At 40.0% G+C, this 20,740-nt stretch carries 23 protein-coding genes; 1 reads left to right on the plus strand and 22 read right to left on the minus strand.

What is annotated here, in order from left to right:
• Nucleotides 1–4 precede the first annotated feature (4 nt).
• The 4 genes from rpiA to ACESOD_RS02140 all read right to left on the minus strand — a co-directional run bounded on the left by rpiA (nucleotide 5) and on the right by ACESOD_RS02140 (nucleotide 3,758).
• Nucleotides 5–688 (minus strand): ribose-5-phosphate isomerase RpiA, encoded by a 684-nt coding sequence (gene rpiA, locus ACESOD_RS02125; protein WP_045763755.1) that lies wholly within the window; start codon nucleotides 686–688, stop codon nucleotides 5–7.
• A 105-nt stretch (nucleotides 689–793) separates the two neighbouring features.
• Nucleotides 794–1,723 carry a peptidase U32 family protein gene (locus tag ACESOD_RS02130; RefSeq protein ID WP_373093712.1) on the minus strand — a complete coding sequence of 310 codons (930 nt, stop codon included), beginning with the start codon at nucleotides 1,721–1,723 and terminating at the stop codon, nucleotides 794–796.
• A 285-nt stretch (nucleotides 1,724–2,008) separates the two neighbouring features.
• Nucleotides 2,009–2,689, minus strand: coding sequence for an ABC transporter ATP-binding protein (locus tag ACESOD_RS02135; RefSeq protein WP_373093713.1), 681 nt, complete (start codon nucleotides 2,687–2,689; stop codon nucleotides 2,009–2,011).
• A gap of 13 nt (nucleotides 2,690–2,702) precedes the next feature.
• The gene (locus tag ACESOD_RS02140) at nucleotides 2,703–3,758 is read right to left on the minus strand and encodes an ABC transporter permease (protein WP_373093715.1); all 1,056 of its coding nucleotides are present in this window, start codon (nucleotides 3,756–3,758) and stop codon (nucleotides 2,703–2,705) included.
• Between the two features lie 350 nt (nucleotides 3,759–4,108).
• Here ACESOD_RS02140 and ACESOD_RS02145 point away from each other — a divergent pair, with 350 nt between their 5' ends.
• Nucleotides 4,109–4,384 (plus strand): DUF3270 family protein, encoded by a 276-nt coding sequence (locus tag ACESOD_RS02145; protein ID WP_001145235.1) that lies wholly within the window; start codon nucleotides 4,109–4,111, stop codon nucleotides 4,382–4,384.
• 108 nt (nucleotides 4,385–4,492) lie between these two features.
• On the opposite strand, the gene ACESOD_RS02150 is transcribed toward ACESOD_RS02145, so the two are convergent.
• The 18 genes from ACESOD_RS02150 to ACESOD_RS02235 all read right to left on the minus strand — a co-directional run bounded on the left by ACESOD_RS02150 (nucleotide 4,493) and on the right by ACESOD_RS02235 (nucleotide 20,650).
• Nucleotides 4,493–5,827, minus strand: a complete 1,335-nt coding sequence (locus ACESOD_RS02150; RefSeq protein ID WP_373093717.1) for a sensor histidine kinase — start codon at nucleotides 5,825–5,827, stop codon at nucleotides 4,493–4,495.
• Nucleotides 5,820–6,491: a two-component system response regulator CiaR gene (gene ciaR, locus ACESOD_RS02155; protein ID WP_075231911.1), complete on the minus strand. Its 672-nt coding sequence runs from the start codon at nucleotides 6,489–6,491 to the stop codon at nucleotides 5,820–5,822. Before ciaR ends, ACESOD_RS02150 begins: the two co-directional genes overlap by 8 nt.
• A gap of 114 nt (nucleotides 6,492–6,605) precedes the next feature.
• Nucleotides 6,606–9,152, minus strand: a complete 2,547-nt coding sequence (locus ACESOD_RS02160) for a M1 family metallopeptidase (protein ID WP_373093719.1) — start codon at nucleotides 9,150–9,152, stop codon at nucleotides 6,606–6,608.
• A 122-nt stretch (nucleotides 9,153–9,274) separates the two neighbouring features.
• On the minus strand, nucleotides 9,275–9,715 hold the full coding sequence (locus tag ACESOD_RS02165; RefSeq protein WP_373093720.1) for an ASCH domain-containing protein: 441 nt from the start codon (nucleotides 9,713–9,715) through the stop codon (nucleotides 9,275–9,277).
• Nucleotides 9,712–10,560, minus strand: coding sequence for a putative PEP-binding protein (locus tag ACESOD_RS02170; protein ID WP_373093722.1), 849 nt, complete (start codon nucleotides 10,558–10,560; stop codon nucleotides 9,712–9,714). The genes ACESOD_RS02165 and ACESOD_RS02170 overlap by 4 nt, the downstream gene beginning before the upstream one ends.
• A complete protein-coding gene (locus ACESOD_RS02175; protein ID WP_373093724.1) occupies nucleotides 10,538–11,038 on the minus strand; it encodes an NUDIX hydrolase in 501 nt (166 codons plus the stop codon). Before ACESOD_RS02175 ends, ACESOD_RS02170 begins: the two co-directional genes overlap by 23 nt.
• Before the next feature lie 39 nt (nucleotides 11,039–11,077).
• Entirely contained in the window at nucleotides 11,078–11,683 is a 606-nt protein-coding gene (locus ACESOD_RS02180; protein WP_373093726.1) for a DUF6707 family protein, read from the minus strand.
• Between the two features lie 51 nt (nucleotides 11,684–11,734).
• Complete coding sequence (locus ACESOD_RS02185) at nucleotides 11,735–12,106, minus strand: Imm51 family immunity protein (RefSeq protein ID WP_373093727.1); 372 nt, start codon at nucleotides 12,104–12,106, stop codon at nucleotides 11,735–11,737.
• Between the two features lie 61 nt (nucleotides 12,107–12,167).
• The gene (locus tag ACESOD_RS02190) at nucleotides 12,168–12,506 is read right to left on the minus strand and encodes a DUF7716 domain-containing protein (protein WP_373093728.1); all 339 of its coding nucleotides are present in this window, start codon (nucleotides 12,504–12,506) and stop codon (nucleotides 12,168–12,170) included.
• Between the two features lie 12 nt (nucleotides 12,507–12,518).
• Entirely contained in the window at nucleotides 12,519–12,944 is a 426-nt protein-coding gene (locus tag ACESOD_RS02195) for an SMI1/KNR4 family protein (RefSeq protein WP_373093729.1), read from the minus strand.
• Nucleotides 12,945–12,962: 18 nt separating this feature from the next.
• Nucleotides 12,963–13,298 (minus strand): hypothetical protein, encoded by a 336-nt coding sequence (locus tag ACESOD_RS02200; RefSeq protein WP_373093731.1) that lies wholly within the window; start codon nucleotides 13,296–13,298, stop codon nucleotides 12,963–12,965.
• Between the two features lie 36 nt (nucleotides 13,299–13,334).
• Nucleotides 13,335–14,033, minus strand: coding sequence for a 3-oxoacyl-ACP reductase (locus ACESOD_RS02205; protein ID WP_373093733.1), 699 nt, complete (start codon nucleotides 14,031–14,033; stop codon nucleotides 13,335–13,337).
• Entirely contained in the window at nucleotides 14,026–14,262 is a 237-nt protein-coding gene (locus ACESOD_RS02210) for a DUF2829 domain-containing protein (protein ID WP_373093735.1), read from the minus strand. Before ACESOD_RS02210 ends, ACESOD_RS02205 begins: the two co-directional genes overlap by 8 nt.
• A 98-nt stretch (nucleotides 14,263–14,360) precedes the next feature.
• Nucleotides 14,361–15,287, minus strand: coding sequence for an aldo/keto reductase (locus tag ACESOD_RS02215; protein WP_373093736.1), 927 nt, complete (start codon nucleotides 15,285–15,287; stop codon nucleotides 14,361–14,363).
• A 97-nt stretch (nucleotides 15,288–15,384) separates the two neighbouring features.
• A complete protein-coding gene (metG, locus tag ACESOD_RS02220; RefSeq protein ID WP_373093738.1) occupies nucleotides 15,385–17,382 on the minus strand; it encodes a methionine--tRNA ligase in 1,998 nt (665 codons plus the stop codon).
• A 134-nt stretch (nucleotides 17,383–17,516) separates the two neighbouring features.
• A complete protein-coding gene (locus ACESOD_RS02225; RefSeq protein ID WP_373093740.1) occupies nucleotides 17,517–18,776 on the minus strand; it encodes an ABC transporter permease in 1,260 nt (419 codons plus the stop codon).
• A 1-nt stretch (nucleotide 18,777) separates the two neighbouring features.
• Nucleotides 18,778–19,479, minus strand: a complete 702-nt coding sequence (locus ACESOD_RS02230) for an ABC transporter ATP-binding protein (protein WP_373093741.1) — start codon at nucleotides 19,477–19,479, stop codon at nucleotides 18,778–18,780.
• Nucleotides 19,463–20,650 (minus strand): efflux RND transporter periplasmic adaptor subunit, encoded by a 1,188-nt coding sequence (locus tag ACESOD_RS02235; RefSeq protein WP_373093742.1) that lies wholly within the window; start codon nucleotides 20,648–20,650, stop codon nucleotides 19,463–19,465. Before ACESOD_RS02235 ends, ACESOD_RS02230 begins: the two co-directional genes overlap by 17 nt.
• Nucleotides 20,651–20,740: the final 90 nt, after the last annotated feature.

Genomic DNA, 20,740 nt, shown 5'->3' on the forward strand with positions numbered 1-20,740 from the left:
TCCTTTATTTCCCTTTTGTTGAAGTTAAAACCTGAACGCCAGCTTGCCCTGCAACAATCACTTTATCAACCATTTGATTAAATAAACCGTGCTCAACAATACCGACCTGAAGATCCAGTTGATGACCAAAAGCAATCGGATCTTCAATAACACCTAAATCAAGATCAATGATGAAATTTTTCATATCCGTCACAAAGCGTTGGCCATCTTTTTCACGAAAACTTGGCTTATAACCAGCTTTTTCAAAACGACGGAAAACCTGTTCTGCTCCGTATTGGACAACTTCGACAGGTAGTTTGAAAGCGCCCAGTTTCTCAACCATTTTGCTCTCATCTACCACCCAGATATACTGTTTGGTTGGTGTCGCAACTACTTTTTCCATTAGAAGCGCCCCACCGCCTCCTTTGATACCATTAAACTGGCGATCTACCTCATCAGCTCCATCAACAGTCACATCAACCTCATCCACCTCGTCAATTGACTTAAGTGGGATATTTAATCCTTGTGCCTGTTTTGTTGTTACACTCGAGGTCGTTACGGCTGTAATTTGAAGTCCTTCTTCTTTAATTCTACGTCCGATCTCCTCTACGAAATAATAGGCAGTCGAGCCTGTTCCAAGTCCTACAACCATTCCGTCGGTTACGAACTCAGCAGCCTTGATGCCTGCTATTTTTTTCAGATTTTCCACTTAAACACCTCCAAACAAAAAGCTACTTTTATTATAACATGAATACGCTTTAAATTCATCCTTGCACTAGAAAAACCCGAACATTTTATTTCGGGTTTTTGATTCTTATTTAACCATGTCAGGATCGTAGTCATAAAATCCTGTGTCAAGGAAACGATTTTTTGGATGGAGTTTACGGACTTGCTCATCCAACAAGAAGGCTTGGTCATGCGTAAAGCTTCCCTCTTGAATCAAACTACGGGCTTGGATGAAGAGTTTTGCAATCTCAACAAAATCTTGCCCTGGAGTATAAAGTCCCTCTAGTTTCCAATGAGTGAAACCATGTTCTACCAACTCTGGCAATTTGGTCATCAAATCGAGGTCGTTGTTGGCAAAAATGTGAGTTCCATGATTGTCTTCAAAAATTGAGTAATGGCTATCTGGATCACTAGGCTCTGCTAAGAAGAGGTCGCGTTGACGTGTTTTTTCATCATCAATCTGAGTAAAATTATAGTAATTCTGCAAGAGTGGACGCTTAGAGTGGTGGATAACACTTGCTCCATAGACCAAAATTTCAGCAGGAATTTCCAAAATTTCAGGCATTTTAAAGAGTTCAGCTGATGGAATTTCACGAGCCAATACTGCCTCAGAAGCGCCAGCCTTTTGTCCCCAGAAATTAATCTGACGGCTGCTAGTTACCATCGTTGAGGCATCATAGATGGTTTTAAAAGAATAACCATCGCGATTGACAACATAAAAGACACCCGCATCCCCAACAGTAATATAGTCTGTTTTAATTTCTTCCAAGAAATCAAGAAAGGGTTTGATACGATCCATCATATCCTGATGCATAAGAGCATTGACCGCTACGATCAATTCCTTACCTACGTCATGAACCAGACCAGCGATGGTTCTCAGTTCATCATAAGAAAAAGTCTTTGGTAGGCGAAGCCCAAAATCTTTCTCACCAACATAGATGCGGTCAACTCCCGCCTCTAGTAATTCTTTTACTTGTTCAATGCTTTCAGCAGTTGCTGTAATAATAATCTTTTCCATAAGAAAAATTATACCACATTTCTGAAAAATCAGCTATGGGCAATCTATTTTTTAAGAAAAGTTATACTCTTCGAAAATCAAATTCAAACCACGTCAGCTTCACCTTGCCGTAGGTATGGTTACTGACTTCGTCAGTTCTATCCACAACCTCAAAACACTGTTTTGAGCAACCTGCGGCTAGCTTCCTAGTTTGCTCTTTGATTTTCATTGAGTATTAGTTTTATCCCCTTCACTTTTAGAAAAAGAAAAGTGAACCACCTTTACTAGAGTTCACTTTATATTCTTTTATGCTTGTATTTCTTCAACAAGGTGACCATCATTCATGATAAAGACACGATCGACCTTATCGAGAAGTCTGGTGTCATGCGTAATCATCACTACTCCTCTTCCCTGCTCATGTGCAATTGAAGCAAGCATATCCGTTACTTGGTAAGCTCTTTGGGTATCAAGACTGGCTGTTGGTTCGTCAGCAAGAACGATGCTAGGATTGTTATAGAGTGCTCTGGCAATTGCTGCTCGTTGACGTTCTCCCCCAGATAAAGCCTTTGGATAATGATTTTGAACTTTGTTCAGGTCCAACAAATCAAATAACTCTTGACGGTCACTTTTCGAAGATTTGTCTTTATCTAGTCGATCAATTAGGTCTAATTGTTCCTTAACGGTTAAAAAAGGAATCAAATTTGAAGCCTGTAAAATAAAACCAAATTCCTTAAACCGAAGATCTGTTTTCTCTTTTTCAGTCAAATTACCCGTTTCTGTTCCCTTTACTAAAATCTTCCCACCTGAAGGTTCCTGCAACTGCCCTAAGGTGGTCAAAAAGGTTGTTTTACCAGATCCAGAAGGACCAACTATGGCAACAAATTCACCTGCATTTAGTTGAAAGTTCGTCTCGTGTAGTGCAACGACTTTCATATTTCCTTCTCCGTAACTTTTCGTCACTTGCTTCATTTCTATCAATGGTGTCATATAAGTCTCCTTATCATTCTGCAATAGCCGTTATTGGATCAACTTTGAGCAAACGAGGGAGAGAAATCACTCCTCCAAGTAATGCCATCAAACAAATTCCCAAGCTCAATCCTAAATATGCTAACCAACTTGGATAGAAAACGAAGGTTGCAGGTAAAACAAGGATGACAGCTACAATTGCCAATAATGCTAGACCAATCCCAAAACCTGCCAGCAATATAATTTGACAAAAAATCGACCAAACAATAGTTTTAACCTGAATTCCTTGGGCTCTCATAATCCCATAGAGGCCTAGTTTTTGAATAGTAATAATATAAATAAAAATACCAATAATGAGGCCAGATATGATAATCATCGCTAAAATCATGCCTGAAAATACATTTACTTGAGGTGTGTAGCCCGGAATATGGGTAATCATGTTTTGAATGGTTAGTTGACTTAAACCCTCTGCAGATAACTGAGCATCATTTTTTAAGACCAAAGCAGAAATCGAGCGACCTGCATTCAGACTACCTTGCAAGGTCCAATAGCTGGTCAAATTTGTAAATACTACAGGTTCTGTAAAAAATTTATTCCCTTTCGTAAGTCCAACGATTGTATAAGAATTTTCACTTCCATTCAGTTGAATGACATCGCCTAGTTTAATTCCATAGTTTTCTAAAGACTGATCCACGACAACCTCATTGTCACTTTCTGGATAATGGCCCTCAATCAAGGAAGGAGAGATAAAACTATCCCAATCCTGTGCAAAAATAGAGATGTTTACCTTCTCACTATCATTGACGAGATAGGTCACTGCAAACATATACCCCAAAGGTGCTACATCTTCAGAAACCTGATCCTTATAATTCTTTTCTGGAATAAAGGAAGCTGTCAGATTATCATTTGCATAATCTGATAAAACAATTCCTGTCGCTTGCCAATTATCCACGGCTGCTCTATTATTTCTAACAAGCCCCAGAGCTAAACTTGTCATAAAAAAGACCATAAACGCTATAAGAAAGATCGTCGTTAAAATCAAACTATAACGAAGTTTATTTTTTAAAATTTCTTTGATTGCAAGATACACCGCAAATCTCCTTTTACTTTTCTAAGAGTGGAAAAAGCTCACTCAGCATCAAAAATAAAAGACAGAAAAATCTGTCTTTCATGCAAATCTTTTCATTCATCCTACAAAGTGGTTCTAAATTTACGGAAACAACCAGCAATTGCTATTTATATTTGTTTCGCTTCCTCATTACAAAAACTTGAACAGGCAAGATGTTTTGAGTTGTTTACCCATCCTATCATCTTTGGGTAAGAGTGTCAAGAAATTTGTTTCATCATTTGAAAACAGACTTTATTCTTTTTGTAACCTTACTGTAATAATTTTTTTCTTGAAAAATGGTAAAATGAAAGAGTACTGTTAAGGAGAGAATCATGCCCGTAAGAAAATATCAATCGTATGAGTTTGAAGAAGAGGAAACTCAAACAACGCTATACCAAGACTATGTTCCAGAAACAACTTCCGTTGCTAGTTTGAAGGAAGTTCTTTTCTTTGTAAACATTGCTTGTTTTTGCGTCTTTTTAGCCTTATTTAGCTTCATCTTTTTAGCCCTCAAGTTTAATACAGTTCTGGCTTTTAGCCTAGCAATTGCCTTGAGTTTAGCGGCATCAAACTTTCAACGTTCAATGATTAAGAAGAAATTATATTAGATTCAAAAGGTCGGGATTTTTGTCCCGACCTATTTTTTATACGATAGCTAAAGAGCTGCGACTAGAAAAGCGATACTTGCTCTACCGCTTTCTAAGTCACAGCTTTTTTTATTTATTTTTACGCTTGGATGGTGTTTGGATGGCGATTTTTACTTCAAAAATCGTACCATGTGGTTTGTTATCCTTAACACTAATGGTTCCTTTTAAGGCATCGACAATCTGCTTTGCTAAGGATAAACCTAGCCCAAAGCCACCTTTTTGGCGAGTACGAGCTTTGTCAACTCGATAAAAGCGATCAAAAATTTTCTTTTTATCTGCTGCAGAAATACCAATTCCATCATCAGCCACTGACAAATAGAGATTACGCTCTGTAGCAGCGATTACAAAATGAATAACTCCTTCTTCTTCAGTATACTTGACAGCATTGTCAAACAAGATAGTCATCAGTTGCTTAAGAAGAAGCTTGTCTGTTATGATGGTCCGATGAATACGATTTTCAAAATGAAAAACGCGGTTATTTTCAGATGCGATCATCTCATAGTTGGTAAAGGTTGTGTTAAAGAAGTCTGGCTGTACCTCTCCTAGTTCAGGATTGATACCATCATCACGACGGGCTAAATTTAGGAGATTAGTCGTTAAAAAGCGCATATTACGAACTTCTTCTAAACTGGAAGCAATACTCTCACTTGACTCCATAATAGTTGCCTCAGGTTTTCTGAAAAGAGTTTCTAGGCGATTTTGCAGAACAGCTAATGGAGTTCGTAGCTCATGACTGGCATTTTCCACAAAGCTTTTCTGCTTTTGCATACTTTCAAGTAAGGGTTTAACACTGACACGCGCAAGATAAAGGCTGGCAATAATGGATAAAATCCAGAAGCTGGCCATGACTACTACGATTAACTGCTCATGATTTTGACTGATTTGCTCTAGCTGACTGGTATTAATTAAAACAGCTGCATACTTAATATTGGTCGAGACAGATTCAATATTCATCTCAGTCAGAATCACTCGATAAATCTCATCCTGCCCATAGCTATTCTGAACATGAAGCTGTCTAATGTGATTCAAATCCTTTTTATTAAATGTAACCCTATCAAGACCTAAAAAGCGATTCCCAGCTACTAGTTGATTTAAATTAGAGTCCAATAAAATCACTTCTGTATTGGAACTGACCGTTGGTTTTTTATCCGTTGATGGAGTCACGGATTGACTATTGAGATCTTTGACTTCATCTGTTGCTCGATTGACAGCCAACTGGATGACATCTTGAGGATTGCCACTGAGAGACAGAAGCTTCTCATCAACCGATGTGTAGAGACTGGAGTGCATAACCTGCAAGATAATCAAGGTCATAGCAGAGAAAATCAGAGTAAATACTCCAAAGTTACGGATAAAATAACTGAAATCCTCCGCATACCAATTTTTTTTAAATTTATTAAACATGTTTTAAAATATACCCAACACTACGCAAGGTCTGGAGGTTTTCAGCAAATACTGATCCCTTTAATTTCTTACGAACTTTTGATACGTAAACCTCTACGACAGAGATAGTGGTATCACTATCGAATCCCCATAAACGGTCAAAAATCTGGGTTTTGGGTAAGATAACATTTTGATTTTGGAGGAAATAAACCAAGAGATCAAATTCTTTACCTAATAGTTCCACAACAGTATCATTGACTTTAACTTCATTTGTAGATAGATTAACTGTCAAATCACCATAAGAGAGGGTATTTTCATTGAACTTACCAGAACGTTTGAGCAGTGCTTGGATACGCATCTTGAGCTCTTCTAGATAAAATGGTTTTGTTAGATAATCATCTGCCCCAAGCTCAAATCCATGTCCCTTATCATCAAGACTTTCCTTGGCTGTCATGATCAGAACAGGAGTCGAAATCCCTTTTTCACGCAATTCTTTTAAAACTTGGAACCCATTTTTCTCAGGTAACATCAAGTCCAATAAAATCAAGTCATAAACACCACTTTCGGCCTCATAAAGACCTTCTTCTCCATCAAAAACCTGCATGACATCCGCAAAATCATCCAAAAAATCAAAGACTGAATTTGACAGGCCTAGGTCATCTTCCACTAATAGAATCTTGATCATCAAAAATTCCTCCTCATTATACCTATTATAGCAAAATTATCTTAAAAAAAACTCAACTTCCCTTGTTTTTCCAAGAGAAAGTTGAGTTTTTATAGTTTTTATAACCTTTGAATTTTAAGCATTTCCATATTGAGCAACAACCGCTTCAACTGCTGCTTTTTCACGCTTAATCAATTCAACGCGTGCTGCGATTTCCTTGATTCCCATACCGATGTTACGGCTAAGGGCAAGGTCAGAAAGTTGTGGCTCAAAGAAGGCCTTGTATTCTGTCAAGCGTTGCTCTGTCTTAAATACATGGGCAGGCAGAATAACAAAGCTATCAAAGCTCATATCTCCACCAAGAGCTGCCTTAATCCAATCCCAGTTTTCACGCGCCCAAGACCACGCTGTTTCCTGGGTTGCTTGATGACCTAAGAACTGATAATACCATGCAGACAAATCTTGTGGTTTCACGACAAATTTGTCCTTCCAAGAAGCAATCAAGGTTTGGATATTATCCGCATCTGTACTGTAGGCAAGAGCAGCTGCCAATTGGCGTTTAAAGGCGGCATCTGTGGCATGAGTATAAAGATCGAGATAAGTTGCGACCAATTCCTTAGTCTCATGGTGTTTCATTTCATTGATAAGAACTTGTGAACGAATAGCTGCTGGAAGTCCTGAAAGATTATCCTTGTGGGCTTCGAAAATTTGGCTAGCAACTTGACTGGCTTCCTCGTCATTTGAACGAATCATCATGGAAATTGTCAATTGACGAACCAATTCATCCTCATCAGATTCACCTTCTTTAGCTTCAAAACCAAGACGATCATAGTTGTAACGAGCCAGTTTAGCAATAAGGGCTTTAAAGGCTTTTTCTGCCTCTGTTCCTTCATCAATGAAGCGTTCAAGGGCTGTAATAACTTGAGAAACTGCTGAAACAACGAGATAAGATTCTTCTTTAGCCAATTGATCCACTACTGGAAGCAAGTCTGCATATGCAATGTGTCCTGCTTCAGCAAGCAAACGACGTTCTTGGACGATTTGAAGTTTGCTTGTATTATCAAGTTCTACTAATTCTGAAAGAATAGCATCCAGTAATTCACCTTGATAGTCAGTAATATAGTGGGCTGTATTTTCAGTGTTAAGACGAAGGGCTGTTTTGTTTTCAGCAAGAAGCGCAGCATAACCAGGAATTTCGATACTTTCAGTTCCGAGAGTATCTGGCAAGCCTTTCCAGTTGCTGTTAAGTGGCACTACCCAGAGACGGTTCTTGTCTTCGTGTTCACCGATGAAGAATTGTTTTTGCGAAATCTTCAAAACATCATTTTCAACAGTGGCAGTAAGGACTGGATAACCAGGTTGTTCCAACCAAGAATCCATGAAGGCTGCTACATCACGACCTGATGCTTGTCCGAGGGCGTTCCAAAGGTCACGACCAATGGTATTTCCGTATTGGTGTTTTTCAAAGTAAGCGTGCAAGCCTTTAGCAAAATCAGCATCCCCTAACCAACGACGAAGCATGTGCATGAGGCGACTTCCTTTGGCATAGACGATAGCTCCATCAAAGAGCGTATTGATTTCATCTGGGTGTTTGACTTCGACGTGAACAGACTGAACACCATCAGTTGCATCACGTTTAAGTGCGGCTGGTACTCCACCTGTTTGGAAGTCCTCAAAAATATTCCAGCTTGGTTCGATGGCATCCACACAGACGTATTCCATCATGTTCGCGAAGCTCTCGTTGAGCCAGAGGTCATCCCACCACTTCATAGTTACAAGGTTACCAAACCATTGGTGAGCAAGCTCATGGGCAATAACGAGGGCTACCTGTTGACGGCTGGCAAAGGTAGAGTTTTCGTCCACAACCAAGTAAACTTCACGATAAGTTACAAGACCCCAGTTTTCCATAGCACCTGCTGAGAAGTCAGGAAGGGCGATGTGGAGAGATTGAGGGATTGGGTACTTGACTCCGTAGTAGTCTTCGTAAAATTCGATAGAACGAACAGCAATATCTAGTGAGAAATCAAGATTTGAAAGTGGATGTGCCTTGGTTGAGTAAACACCTACCAAAGTACCATTTTTCGTTTTAGCAGTTACCCCTTGTAAATCACCAGCTACGAAAGCTAGCAAGTAAGAAGACATACGAGGAGTCGTCTCAAATTTCCAGATGCCAGTTTCTTTGCGGTTTTCAACATCGATTTCCGGCATGTTAGACAAGGCCAACTCACCTTCTGCTTGGTCAAATCGAAGAGCTAGGTCAAAGGTTGCTTTGGCTTCTGGTTCGTCCACACATGGGAAGGCTTCACGAGCAAAGTGACTTTCAAACTGAGTTGACAAAACTTCTTTCTTAACACCATCAACTGTATAGTATGATGGGTAGATTCCTGTCATGTTGTCAGTAATTTTACCTGAAAATGCTAGAACCAATTCAACTTGACCAGCCTCAGCCAATTCGATATGAAGAGCTTCGTTTTCATTATCAACTGTAAATGGACGATCTTGACCTGCTACTTCAACAGAAGCAATTTCCAAGTCTTTTTGGTGGAGGGAAATACGGTCACTTTTAGCTTGACCAGTAATAGTTACTTTTCCTGAAAACGTCTTAGTCTCACGACTCAAGTCTAAAAATAAATCATAATGTTCAGGAACAAATGTTTCAATATAATGTTCTACTGCTTGCATCATTTTCTCCTATTCTATATTTCTGAGCAATTGTTCTAGTTCAAACATACCTATTTTATCATATTTTAAGTCAGAAAAAAGCTTTGGACAGTGATTTCCATAACTTTCTTCTTACTAGTAGTCTACAGAGGGTAGACCTTGCGAAATTCTTCCAAAACAACCTTGCTGTCAGGTGTAAAAGTCAGTCCAGCCTCCCTCATCCACTCAGCGAAACAGTCCTCATGAACCTGACGCCAATAGGCTAAAGATTTGTCTCCTTCACCTTCCTTGTAGGCATGGTCGGCTGAAACCTGATGGAAAGGCTGAACGGAAACCTTTGTAATTTCGATAATGCAGACAGCCCGATCTTGGCTATCTAAAATGATGTCAAAGGTCCCTTCTTGTGGCAGGGGACCGTTATCAACTGCATAAAGATCATAGGCTGATGTAGTTGCAGTCTTTTCACCTTTTAAAACCAAATCTGCCAAGAGATCGGCTTCTACTCCAAAAGCCCAGGCATCTATCTCATCACCGATAGAGGGGTTGATTTTCTTATAGGCATTCCACATTTCTTGAGGTGTCATAGGTTGCTCCTTTGTATTTTTTTACTTTCTTCTTTTACACGTTTGAGATGGTCTGGATGGTCAATTTTTAAATCAAAAATCTCTGGAATAGAACTGTAGTGGATTATGCATTTGATATCCATTTGATTCATTTTTTGTATGAAAGAAGGATTCAGATAACCTGCTACAGCGAAATCTATCTTTTTCATCCTTGCTTTATCCTGCATCTGTCTCAGCATTTGTAACATAATGGGACTTTCCATATCATGCCATTGACTATTTCTCACAGTTGCAAAAATAAATGAAGTCAAATCATTCATTCCAACTACAATCTTTGAAATACCAGTTTCCAGTACCCTGTCCAAGTCAAAATAAGCTGACGGTAATTCAATCATTGTTCCAACTTTTCCAGTAAAACCATGCTGGCGCAATACTGTAATCGCTTGTCTTAACTGTTCAGCATTATTGACAAAAGGAAAAATAAGAGACAGATTAGGATTGGTTTGATAAACTTCTGTAACGACATGTGCCTCAGCCTGAAATTCATCTGGACACGCCAGTAAACGCCTAGTTCCTCTATATCCAAATAATGGGTGGCGTTCGTCAAAATACTCTTTAGTCCCGTCTAGACTATTTGCTTCTGCATTTGTTAACTCTGAAAAGCGATACCAGACTTCTTCATCTGAGTATAAATGGCAAATAGTGTCTAGATAATCTTTTACAAATTGCCGACAATTTGGTAATAGTATGTTTTGGTTTATTTCTCTCAACAAGTATTCCCCACGAATCATACCGATATGGTGAAATAGTTGAGGATAAACTTTTTCAACAATTCTTTCGCCACTAAGAGCTAGTTGATTTTGCATTTTTTACCTTCCAATTCATGTAAGAGGTCTTGTCCAATTCAGGAAATCCACGTAACTCTGCCTTCACCTTCAATACTAAGGGTGAGGCATTTTCTTCGGTCATCTGCTCAATAGGGACCCAAACTGCCTTTGCTGAATCGTTACTTCCATCAAGAACTTCATGAGGAAGGGATTTTTGAGAACGTTCTAAATCAAGTACGATATCATAAAAAGCCATGATATGATGTACGGCGAAGTCTTGCCCTTCTTCTCGAACCAGCACATCATAAATCCTAGGATTGCAATAACGGATAAGCGTATACCCCGTCTCTTCCAGAAGTTCTCTCTTGAGGGTTTCTGTCAACCCCTCACCGAGTTCCTGACTACCACCAGGTAAATCAAAACGATGCTGATAAGGCCCTCTCGTTTTCTCAATGCAAAGCAATTTACCGTCTTGAAAACAGACTCCGTATACACCAAAGTGATGTTTGATTTTCATTTTCCACTCTTTCTAACAATCCAAGATTGAAAACTTACATCATCCCTTAAATGGAAAGAGGCTAAAGATTTCATGCTCCTTGATATACTTCTTTAGTATCTCCATATTCTCTTCGATTTTTGCTTGGATATCTGTCTCTTCACAAGTTGACTCAGTAATAAAGAGGTGAATCTTCAATAAATCTGTCAAGTATAGCAAACGGCGTTCCATTTTCGATTCAGGACTTGAAGCTTGCTCGATTTTTGCAAACTTTTGCTCCAAGCTATCACCATTCAAAAATCTCTGATGAACTCTCCTTCTAATTTTTTGAGTGGATTCCTCCCCTTGTTCTAATGGAGATAAAAGGAGTTTTTTATAGACGAATACCTGATTTTCTTTTTCTCTTTCCATATAGGCCAATAAACCCAGAGAGCTATCAACAAAGGTCCAAGTGTTATAATTCCCTTCAAATGGAACTTGTATGATACGATCTAATAATTCCTTAGCCATTTCCTCTTGACCATCCAGATAAAGTAAATAGGCCAGATGATTCAGTGATTCGAGATAACTAACTTGGGTCTTCTTATTCTTTTTTAAAATTTTATCTAAATAGAGATGTAGATCTGGATGATTTTCCACTAGCTCAACTACTTCTGATAGCTTCATCTGAAATCCTTTCTATTCTTTTTTAAAATAATTTAAAGAGATTTTAGTCAATTAATCCAACTCTGCTCGACTAAACAAGTCTTTCATGGCTTCGATATCATCGCAAAACTCTTTAAAGCCAAGAGCAAATCTAGACAAGGCGTCTACCTTGGAAGAATAGGCACAAAACATACTTCCTTCAGGATCAAAGTCTATTGCATCGCTTAATTCAGGCATTTTTTCCTCCAAAAATACCAAAGCTAGCGATGCCCAATCATAGCCATTTCCTTCAAATCCCTCCTCTTCTCGAGTGTCAAACACTTCCTGTCTGTATTCTCCATCTGGGTAATAAATAAACGACCCGCGAACATTTTGAGGATCCTCATCATAAACAAGCAAGTTAAAAGGGGCAATTTTTTCATTTATATTTTCGTAATCTATCATTTCTTAATTCCTTATGAGATTGATTTATTATTAATGGAATTGCAACATTCTAGTATGCTTACTAGCTTTCAAAGGGCATGAAACTATCATGCTGATGGTAATATTTCAAAGCCTCGACCAAGTCTTGGGGACTTGCATCTGGCTTTTCCTCAAGTGCAACCGTGAGAACATCAAGCAACTGCTCTCCATAGTAGACTAGCTGGAGATTTTGCTCCACTACATCAGCAGGGTAAATATCACGGTCTTCTATGACATCCGGATAATCTGATACCCAATAGAGCCTATCTAGTGCTAGCTCTCCATCCTCCTTGCCATAGAGGCAAAAATCATCTGAAGAAGACTCGTCCGCGCGCACCTGCTCGATCATCTGCTCTAGTGAAAGTTCTTGGTATTTCCGCATCTCTTCTCCTTTTTAGTCTTGTTCTTCAACAAAAGAATTCAAAAATTCTTCAAAAGACGGCCATTGACCATACACCTCAGCTGTTTCTTCTAGAACATAGAAATACACCTTGCCAAAGTCCTCTTCCCTTAGTGAAAGAGCATAATTGCCAGATCCAGGATCATAGGCAAAATGGAGAAGATCTGCGCCCTTAAATTCTGCAGGCACCACCTCATCGTCAAACCATGTAAGAGACTTCCTCATCTCATCAAGTGAATTAAAGGAATTGAAAGGAAAGAGATGACGGTCATCGTGAACACCCCTTACTTGGGGCTGACCACCGTTGTGCTTGAGATAAAAGCCCAACATAGTTTTTGGCAATTTCTTCCCAAGAATCTCCTCAAATTGTAAAAAATCTTCTTTTGAAATCGGTGAATCTGCATCTAGCACTCTAAACATGATTTCTCCCTCCCAGTTTTACAACTCTTCCTCTAAACTCTTATCAATAAAGTCATAGACGTTTGCAGCAATTTTTTGCATTTCTAAGGAGCCTAAAGCACCCAAGTCATTTTCATAAATGCAATCATCAGCATTTTTCTTGATAAAGTAGGCCAAATCTCCTTCCTGTCCAATCAAAAAATAATCTGGCTCTACTTCCTCAATCTGATAAGTCTCATTACGCTCCTCTAGATCCTCCTTGGCATACAAACAGATACCAGTATCTCCAATTTCATAGGGGTCAATCTCTTCCCACTCTGTTAAAAACTGATAGTAGAGATTGGGCAAGACAAATCCAAACTCATCTCTCTTCATGGCTCACCTCCACATATTTATAGAATAGCAACTATGCTACTTCAAGCTCCAACCACCATCAATCGTCAGGATTTGTCCTTGCATGGCGCTTGCCTTTCCACTGGCCAAAAAGAGACTAACTTCAGCCACTTCTTCTGGCTCAATCCAGCGTTTGATGGGTGTTTCACTAGCAACCCAGTCTGCTAGACCGCCTGGTTCAAAGTCAGCTGCGGTCATGCCCGTCTTAACTGCACCTGGTGCGATTCCAAAGACCTGGATACCTGCTTCTGCATAGTCTAGAGCCAACTGCTTGGTAAATCCTGCTAAGGCATGTTTGGACGAGGTATAGGCGTGTCCACCTCCGCCTGCCAAACTTGAAGCAATGGAGCACATATTGATGATAATCCCATGTTTATGTTCCAGCATGTTTGTCAAATAATAGCGGGTCAACTCTACTGGAGTCACATAGTTGATTTCAAAAATCTCTTGGATTTCCTGAGCAGATTGTTCTAGTAAAGGTTTGTAGTCATCCAAAACCCCAGCAGTATTGCACAAGATATCCACCTGAGGGCACCAGTCAAAAATTGGTTCTAAGTCAAGTGTTAAATCACGTTGTAGAAAGTGAAAGTCACCCTGTAAATCAGGATTTTCACCCTGATCCACTCCAAAAACCTGATAACCTTTTTCTAAAAAGAGTCGAGCTTGAGCCAGACCAATCCCTGAGCTAACACCTGTAATCAGTACATGTTTAGTCATGGACTTCCACCCAATCCGTCGCTAAGACATCACAAGGAGTTGGACTCCACATAGAAAAACCTTCCCCTTCACCAGATACGTTGATGAGGAAATAGGGTGCCACTTCAAGAGCGACCCCATTTTGCTCGATAGTATCAAAAAGTTGGACATAGTTTTCAGCTCCACCCCAGCCAGTTCGTACATATTTTTTCTTAGCCTTTAGTCCAGGCAAAATTTCTTCAAATGTCATGTTTTTCTCCTTTGTTATCTATGAATCTTAATTTCATTATAACAAAAAACCGTTTTTCAACGGCTTTTTGACTGTGAGTTCTTAAATGTAATTCACCTCTACGGCAAATCATTCCCTGCTGCTAGGTAAATCTCATACCATTCTTTTCGAGTCAGGTTGACATTACATGATTGGCTTGCTTCTATCAAATGTTTAGGGTTAGTTGTTCCTACTACTGCCTGCATCTTAGCTGGATAGCGTAATACCCAAGCGATAGCAATAGCTGATGGGCTTACACCGTATTTTAAGGCTAATCGATTTAGGACTTGGTTTAGTTGTTGAAACTTCTCATTGCCGACAAAATTCCCTTTGAAATATCCGAACTGCAAGACCGACCAGGCTTGAATAACTATGTCATTTAATTTGCAGTATTCAAAGACGCTACCATCACGCAAAGCTGCCTTGTCACCTTCCATATTGACATGGAAACCTGATTCAAATCCTGGCGTGAAAGCTGCGCTTAGTTGTAATTGATTGATAGATAAAGGCTGTTTGACCTCTTTCTTCAGTAATTCCATCATCATAGGATTTTGATTGGACACACCGAAGTCTCGAACTTTACCTGATTTGTGTAGAATTTCAAAGGCTTGAGCCACTTGATCAGCTTCCATCAAAGCATCTGGACGATGGAGAAGCAAGCTATCTAGGTAATCAACCTGCAATCGTTGTAGAATCCCATCAACTGATTCTAAAATATAATCTTTTGAAAAATCAAAATAGGTAAATTCTTCTATACGAATGCCACACTTGGACTGGATCCACATCTTTTCTCGCAGATCAGGACGATGCTTTAACACTTGACCCAGTAATTCTTCGCAACGTCCACCACCGTAGATATCTGCCAAGTCAAAGGCATTGATTCCTACAGATAGGGCTGTTTCAACCAACTCCTCCACTTCTTTGACCGACTTGTCACTGATTCGCATCATGCCTAGAACGATTTCGGACAATTCTCTTTTCTCTTGACCAAATGGAATGTATTTCATGGCAATTTCCTCCGTTTTTCTTCATTATAAAGTAGAATGACACTTTTATCAACTTTTATCAAACGAAAAAGAACCAGCTCAAACTGGTTCTTTAATCTTATCCAATCACACTTCCGTTTGGTACAGCTGGATCAACTGTGAGAAGGGTTAATTTGCTATCATGTTCAGCTGAGAGGATCATACCTTGGCTGACATATTTCTTCATCATCTTACGAGGTTTAAGGTTGGCAACGATTTGGACTTTCTTGCCGACCAATTCTTGTTCGTTTGGATAATATTTTGCAATACCAGAAAGGATTTGACGGTCTTCACCATCTCCAGCATCCAAGCGGAATTGAAGCAATTTATCAGAACCTTCCACTTTAGAAACTTCTTTGACTTCAGCAACACGAATTTCAACCTTGTCAAAGTCTTCAAACTTGATTTCTTCCTTGTTGAGTTTGAGTTCGACTTCATCTGGGTTCCACTCTTTTTCAACTGCTGGCTTGTTGCCTTCCATTTGTTCCTTGATATAGGCGATTTCTTCTTCCATATCGAGACGTGGGAAGATTGGTGTTCCTTTAGCAACTACTGTTACACCTGCAGGGAAATCAGCTAGGCTCAAGTTTTCAAGGCTAGAAACTTCTGCTAGACCAAGTTGTGTCAAGACTGCACGACTGGTTTCCATCATAAATGGCTCAATCAAGTGAGCTACGACACGAAGGCTAGCTGCCAAGTGGCTCATCACACTTGCCAATTGGTCACGGTGCGCTTCGTCCTTAGCCAGTACCCATGGAGCTGTCTCATCGATGTATTTATTAGTACGTGAGATAAGAGTCCAGACGGCTTCAAGCGCACGTGGGTAGTCAACTGCTTCCATATGTGTATGGTAGTCAGCGATTGATTGTTCTGCAACGTCAGCAAGAGCATTGTCAAATTCTGTCACACCTTCTACATAGGCAGGGATTTGACCATCAAAGTACTTGTTAATCATTGAAACCGTACGGTTGAGGAGGTTTCCGAGGTCATTTGCCAATTCATAGTTGATACGGCCTACATAGTCTTCTGGAGTAAAGGTTCCGTCTGAACCAACAGGAAGGCTACGCATGAGGTAGTAGCGAAGCGGATCGAGACCATAGCGTTCTACCAACATTTCAGGGTAAACGACATTCCCTTTAGACTTGGACATCTTGCCGTCTTTCATGACAAACCAACCATGAGCAATCAAACGTTCTGGCAACTTGATATTGAGCATCATGAGCAAGATTGGCCAGTAGATGGAGTGGAAACGGAGAATATCTTTTCCGACCATGTGGAAGACCGTTCCGTTCCAGAACTTGTCAAAGTTAGCATGATCGTCTTGACCATAACCAAGAGCAGTCGCATAGTTAAGAAGGGCATCAATCCAAACGTAAACTACGTGTTTTGGATTTGATGGAACTGGTACACCCCAGGTAAAGGTTGTACGAGAAACCGCCAAGTCTTCCAAACCTGGCTCAATGAAGTTACGCAACATTTCATTAAGGCGACCATCTGGAGTGATGAAGTCAGGATGTGATTTGAAAAATTCGACCAAACGGTCTTGGTATTTGCTGAGGCGAAGGAAGTAAGATTCTTCTGAAACCCACTCCACCTCATGACCTGATGGAGCGATACCGCCAGTCACATTTCCAGCTTCGTCACGGAAAACTTCCGCAAGTTGGCTTTCTGTAAAGAATTCCTCATCTGAGACCGAATACCAACCTGAATATTCACCCAAGTAAATATCATCTTGAGCAAGCAAGCGTTCAAAGACTTGCGCTACTACTTTTTCATGGTAGTCATCAGTTGTACGGATAAATTTATCGTATGAGATATCGAGTAATTCCCAGAGTTCTTTAACTCCAACTGCCATACCATCAACATAAGCTTGAGGTGTGATGCCTGCTTCTTCTGCTTTTTGCTGGATTTTTTGACCATGTTCATCAAGACCAGTCAAATAAAAGACATCGTAGCCCATAAGGCGTTTGTAGCGAGCTAGGACATCACAAGCAATGGTTGTGTAGGCAGAACCGATATGAAGTTTACCAGATGGATAGTAAATCGGTGTTGTAATATAAAAATTCTTTTCAGACATAATTTTTCCTTTCCAGGCAAATGAAACCTGTTTTTCTAACACTTCATTATATCATATTTTGATGATTTTCGATAAGGAAATCCATACAAAAACAAGACAGACTGATGTCCATCTTGTTTTTCCTGTTGATTATCTTATTCATAGCGAAGAGCTTCAATCGGATCTAGCTTAGAAGCTTTATTGGCTGGTAGAACACCAAATATCATACCGATGCCAGCTGAGACCGCTAAACTAAAGAGAGCGATTGGGATGGATACTCCAACTTCTATTCCTGCAATCAAGTTTTGAAGAAGAACACCTGCAAGCATGGTCACTCCTGCAGCAAGCAGAAGACCGATGACCCCACCTAATAAGGTCAAAATCATGGATTCAATCAAAAATTGAACCAGGATATTAGCCCGTGTTGCTCCTAGTGCTTTACGTAGACCAATCTCACGGGTACGCTCTGTCACCGAAACAAGCATAATGTTCATAACACCAGTACCACCGACAAAGAGGGAAATCCCCGCAATGGCACTAATAATCGTTGTTATGAAGCCAAACATTTGTTGCACTTCGTTGAAGGCTTCCGTTGCATCTGCTATCTGATACTCCCCTTGTTGGAGACCAGCAATCTCCGTCATTCTCCTAGCCAGCTCTGGTCCTAAAGTCTGAGTCAAGCTAGTATCATTGACACGGAAGACAATATTTGAAATCTCGTCTGTGTTAAAATTGGCTGCAAGAGAAATATTGGTCGTGATTGGTAGTCCTCCGACTCCAAAGGCTTTTGCAGCCTTAGCTTCTTTACTTGCATAAACACCAATAACACGGTAACTGATTTCATTTACTTCAACAATTTGGTTGAGTGCTTCTTGTGCTGAACCAAAAAGGCTATTGGCTAGTTCTTCATCTAAAATGATCACGTTTGCAAAATCCTTATAATCTTGTGCTCTAAGACTTCGACCTGCAATGATTTCATTTTCGACCGCATCCATATAAGTGACATTCCCACCAGTCATGTTAGCGTGTTCCACCTTTTTATCCTTATAGGTCAAGGTTACATTGGCTGAGTTGGTCACATAGTAACTATCCACTCCCTTAAGCTTAGCAGCTTCCTTAACCCAAGCTTCTTGTGGTTTTGGAGGTTCAACAAAAACATCTTCCTCTTTACCAGACAGGGTTAGAGCAGATTGCTTCTGGGTGAAGGAACCGTCCTTGCTCTTGGTAGGTGAGAAAAAGACATGAATGTCCTTCTGAGACTTGGTCATATTTTTATTGACCTGACGAGACATGGAGTCTCCCAAAGCCATGATCACAACAACTGAGGAAACACCGATGATAATACCAATCATGGTCAGGAAAGAACGCATCTTGTGGGCCATAATGGATGAAAAGGCAAATTTCAGATTCTGCATCTTAGTTTTCCTCCTTTTCTACGAGACCACTATCAGATGAAATGACGCCATCACGAATGACAATCTGACGCTTGGCGTATGCAGCGATTTCAGGCTCATGCGTAACCATAATGATGGTTTTTCCTTCTTTGTTTAATTCAACTAAGAGTTGCATGATCTGATTTCCAGTTTTAGTATCCAAAGCTCCAGTAGGCTCATCTGCCAAGATGATTGACGGATTGTTGACCAATGCACGCGCAATGGCAACCCTTTGCTTCTGACCACCTGACAACTCCGAAGGTAAATGATGGCTACGATCGGTCAGTTCAACCTTTTCCAGATATTCTTCTGCTAATTTGCGACGTTTTGAAGCTGAAACTCCAGCATAAATCAAGGGCAATTCTACGTTTTGTAGAGCATTAAGCTTGGACAAGAGAAAGAATTGTTGAAAGACGAAGCCGATTTCCTGATTTCGAACCTTGGCTAATTGTTTTTCACCCAAACCAGCTACTTCTTTTCCATCTAGAAAATACTGCCCACTTGAAGGGGTATCTAACATACCAATGGTATTCATGAGGGTAGACTTCCCAGAACCAGATGGTCCCATGATTGCCACAAATTCTCCCTCATGAACTTCTAGATTAATGTTCTTGAGGACTAGTAGTTCTTGGTCACCATTACGATAGCTACGGCAAATATTTTTGAGGCTAATTAGTTGCTTCATCAGTCTTCACCTCTTTTCCTTCTTGCAAGGAAGCTGTCAGATTACTGATGACTTTTGCTCCATCTGTCAGACCAGATGTGATTTCTTGGTTTTCTGCATCTGCATTGCCCAATCCAACTTCAACTTTTTTGGCCTTTTGATTTTCATCAAGAATCCAGACATAGTTTTTATCTTCTTCCATGACTACGCTCGAGATTGGAACTATCAATGTTTTACTAGTGCTTTTCACTTCGACACTGACTGTAAAGCCCTGTTTCAAGTCACCGATTTCACTAGTTATATCGACTGTATATGGGTATTTAGAACCTGTGTTTGAACCAGCTAAGCTACTGCTTGCTTCACTGTTATTTTTTGGATAATTTGAAATATAGCTAATCTTACCATTCCAAGTTTTATCTGGATAAACTTTAGAAGTGAAAGTTACTTCTTGACCTACAGATAGATTGGCAAGGTTGTATTCAGAGAGCTCCCCCTTGACCTGCAAATTATCGTTACTTACGATATGTACCAATACTTGACTATTTCCTGTTGGAGATTTTGAAATGTTACGATTCACTTCAACAACTGTTCCCTCTACATTACTCAATACCGTAGCAGCATTCAACTGGGCTTGAGCTTTTTCGAGTTGCGCTTCTGCATCTGCACGCACATCACGAGCATCGCTGATTTGAGAATCAATAGCAGCTGTAGCAGAACCGGATGACTGAGCTGGCGCTTGTCCAGTTGCTCCTTCTAGACCTGCTTGCGGAAGGCTAGGTGTTGCTGCAGCGGTATTTCGAGACTCATTCAGTTCATTGATATGACGATCAGCTTTAGCAACAGCACGACTGGCAGCATCATAGGCAGCCTGGGCTTCTGTGCTACTATACTTAACGAGAGCCTGTCCTTCGCTGACCTGATCACCAACAGAAACCAAGACCTCATCCAAGTCACCCTTGCTGGCATCATAATAGATGTATTGTTCATTCTGAGCTGTTACGGTACCAGATAAAAGAACTGAAGATGCCACAGACCCCTCTTTTGCAAGGACAATCTTAGCAGTTTCATCCTTTGCTGCAGCTTGATTTGGTTGTCTCAATAGAAGAACAGCTGCTGCTCCTACTACAAGTACTGATGCCACTCCAATAGCAGTAAATAAAGGCCATTTCTTAGCTTTTGACTTTCTTTTCATAGTAATACCCCTTTTATAAATATATATGTTAAGATTATAGCACACATCCTAAAAATGGACAATTGATTTCTCATTATCCAAAAACATTTG

Origin of the sequence: Streptococcus oralis (genome assembly GCF_964238205.1) — a bacterium.
GTDB lineage: Bacteria > Bacillota > Bacilli > Lactobacillales > Streptococcaceae > Streptococcus > Streptococcus oralis_CZ.

Excerpts from the sequence above, each read along its gene's own strand:
- ACESOD_RS02130 (WP_373093712.1), bottom strand. The coding sequence starts at position 1,723 with ATGGAAAAGATTATTATTACAGCAACTGCTGAAAGCATTGAACAAGTA.
- ACESOD_RS02135 (WP_373093713.1), bottom strand. The coding sequence starts at position 2,689 with ATGACACCATTGATAGAAATGAAGCAAGTGACGAAAAGTTACGGAGAA.
- ACESOD_RS02145 (WP_001145235.1), top strand. The coding sequence starts at position 4,109 with ATGCCCGTAAGAAAATATCAATCGTATGAGTTTGAAGAAGAGGAAACT.
- ACESOD_RS02150 (WP_373093717.1), bottom strand. The coding sequence starts at position 5,827 with ATGTTTAATAAATTTAAAAAAAATTGGTATGCGGAGGATTTCAGTTAT.
- ciaR (WP_075231911.1), bottom strand. The coding sequence starts at position 6,491 with ATGATCAAGATTCTATTAGTGGAAGATGACCTAGGCCTGTCAAATTCA.
- ACESOD_RS02160 (WP_373093719.1), bottom strand. The coding sequence starts at position 9,152 with ATGCAAGCAGTAGAACATTATATTGAAACATTTGTTCCTGAACATTAT.
- ACESOD_RS02165 (WP_373093720.1), bottom strand. The coding sequence starts at position 9,715 with ATGACACCTCAAGAAATGTGGAATGCCTATAAGAAAATCAACCCCTCT.
- ACESOD_RS02170 (WP_373093722.1), bottom strand. The coding sequence starts at position 10,560 with ATGCAAAATCAACTAGCTCTTAGTGGCGAAAGAATTGTTGAAAAAGTT.
- ACESOD_RS02175 (WP_373093724.1), bottom strand. The coding sequence starts at position 11,038 with ATGAAAATCAAACATCACTTTGGTGTATACGGAGTCTGTTTTCAAGAC.
- ACESOD_RS02180 (WP_373093726.1), bottom strand. The coding sequence starts at position 11,683 with ATGAAGCTATCAGAAGTAGTTGAGCTAGTGGAAAATCATCCAGATCTA.
- ACESOD_RS02185 (WP_373093727.1), bottom strand. The coding sequence starts at position 12,106 with ATGATAGATTACGAAAATATAAATGAAAAAATTGCCCCTTTTAACTTG.
- ACESOD_RS02190 (WP_373093728.1), bottom strand. The coding sequence starts at position 12,506 with ATGCGGAAATACCAAGAACTTTCACTAGAGCAGATGATCGAGCAGGTG.
- ACESOD_RS02195 (WP_373093729.1), bottom strand. The coding sequence starts at position 12,944 with ATGTTTAGAGTGCTAGATGCAGATTCACCGATTTCAAAAGAAGATTTT.
- ACESOD_RS02200 (WP_373093731.1), bottom strand. The coding sequence starts at position 13,298 with ATGAAGAGAGATGAGTTTGGATTTGTCTTGCCCAATCTCTACTATCAG.
- ACESOD_RS02205 (WP_373093733.1), bottom strand. The coding sequence starts at position 14,033 with ATGACTAAACATGTACTGATTACAGGTGTTAGCTCAGGGATTGGTCTG.
- ACESOD_RS02210 (WP_373093735.1), bottom strand. The coding sequence starts at position 14,262 with ATGACATTTGAAGAAATTTTGCCTGGACTAAAGGCTAAGAAAAAATAT.
- ACESOD_RS02215 (WP_373093736.1), bottom strand. The coding sequence starts at position 15,287 with ATGAAATACATTCCATTTGGTCAAGAGAAAAGAGAATTGTCCGAAATC.
- metG (WP_373093738.1), bottom strand. The coding sequence starts at position 17,382 with ATGTCTGAAAAGAATTTTTATATTACAACACCGATTTACTATCCATCT.
- ACESOD_RS02225 (WP_373093740.1), bottom strand. The coding sequence starts at position 18,776 with ATGCAGAATCTGAAATTTGCCTTTTCATCCATTATGGCCCACAAGATG.
- ACESOD_RS02230 (WP_373093741.1), bottom strand. The coding sequence starts at position 19,479 with ATGAAGCAACTAATTAGCCTCAAAAATATTTGCCGTAGCTATCGTAAT.
- ACESOD_RS02235 (WP_373093742.1), bottom strand. The coding sequence starts at position 20,650 with ATGAAAAGAAAGTCAAAAGCTAAGAAATGGCCTTTATTTACTGCTATT.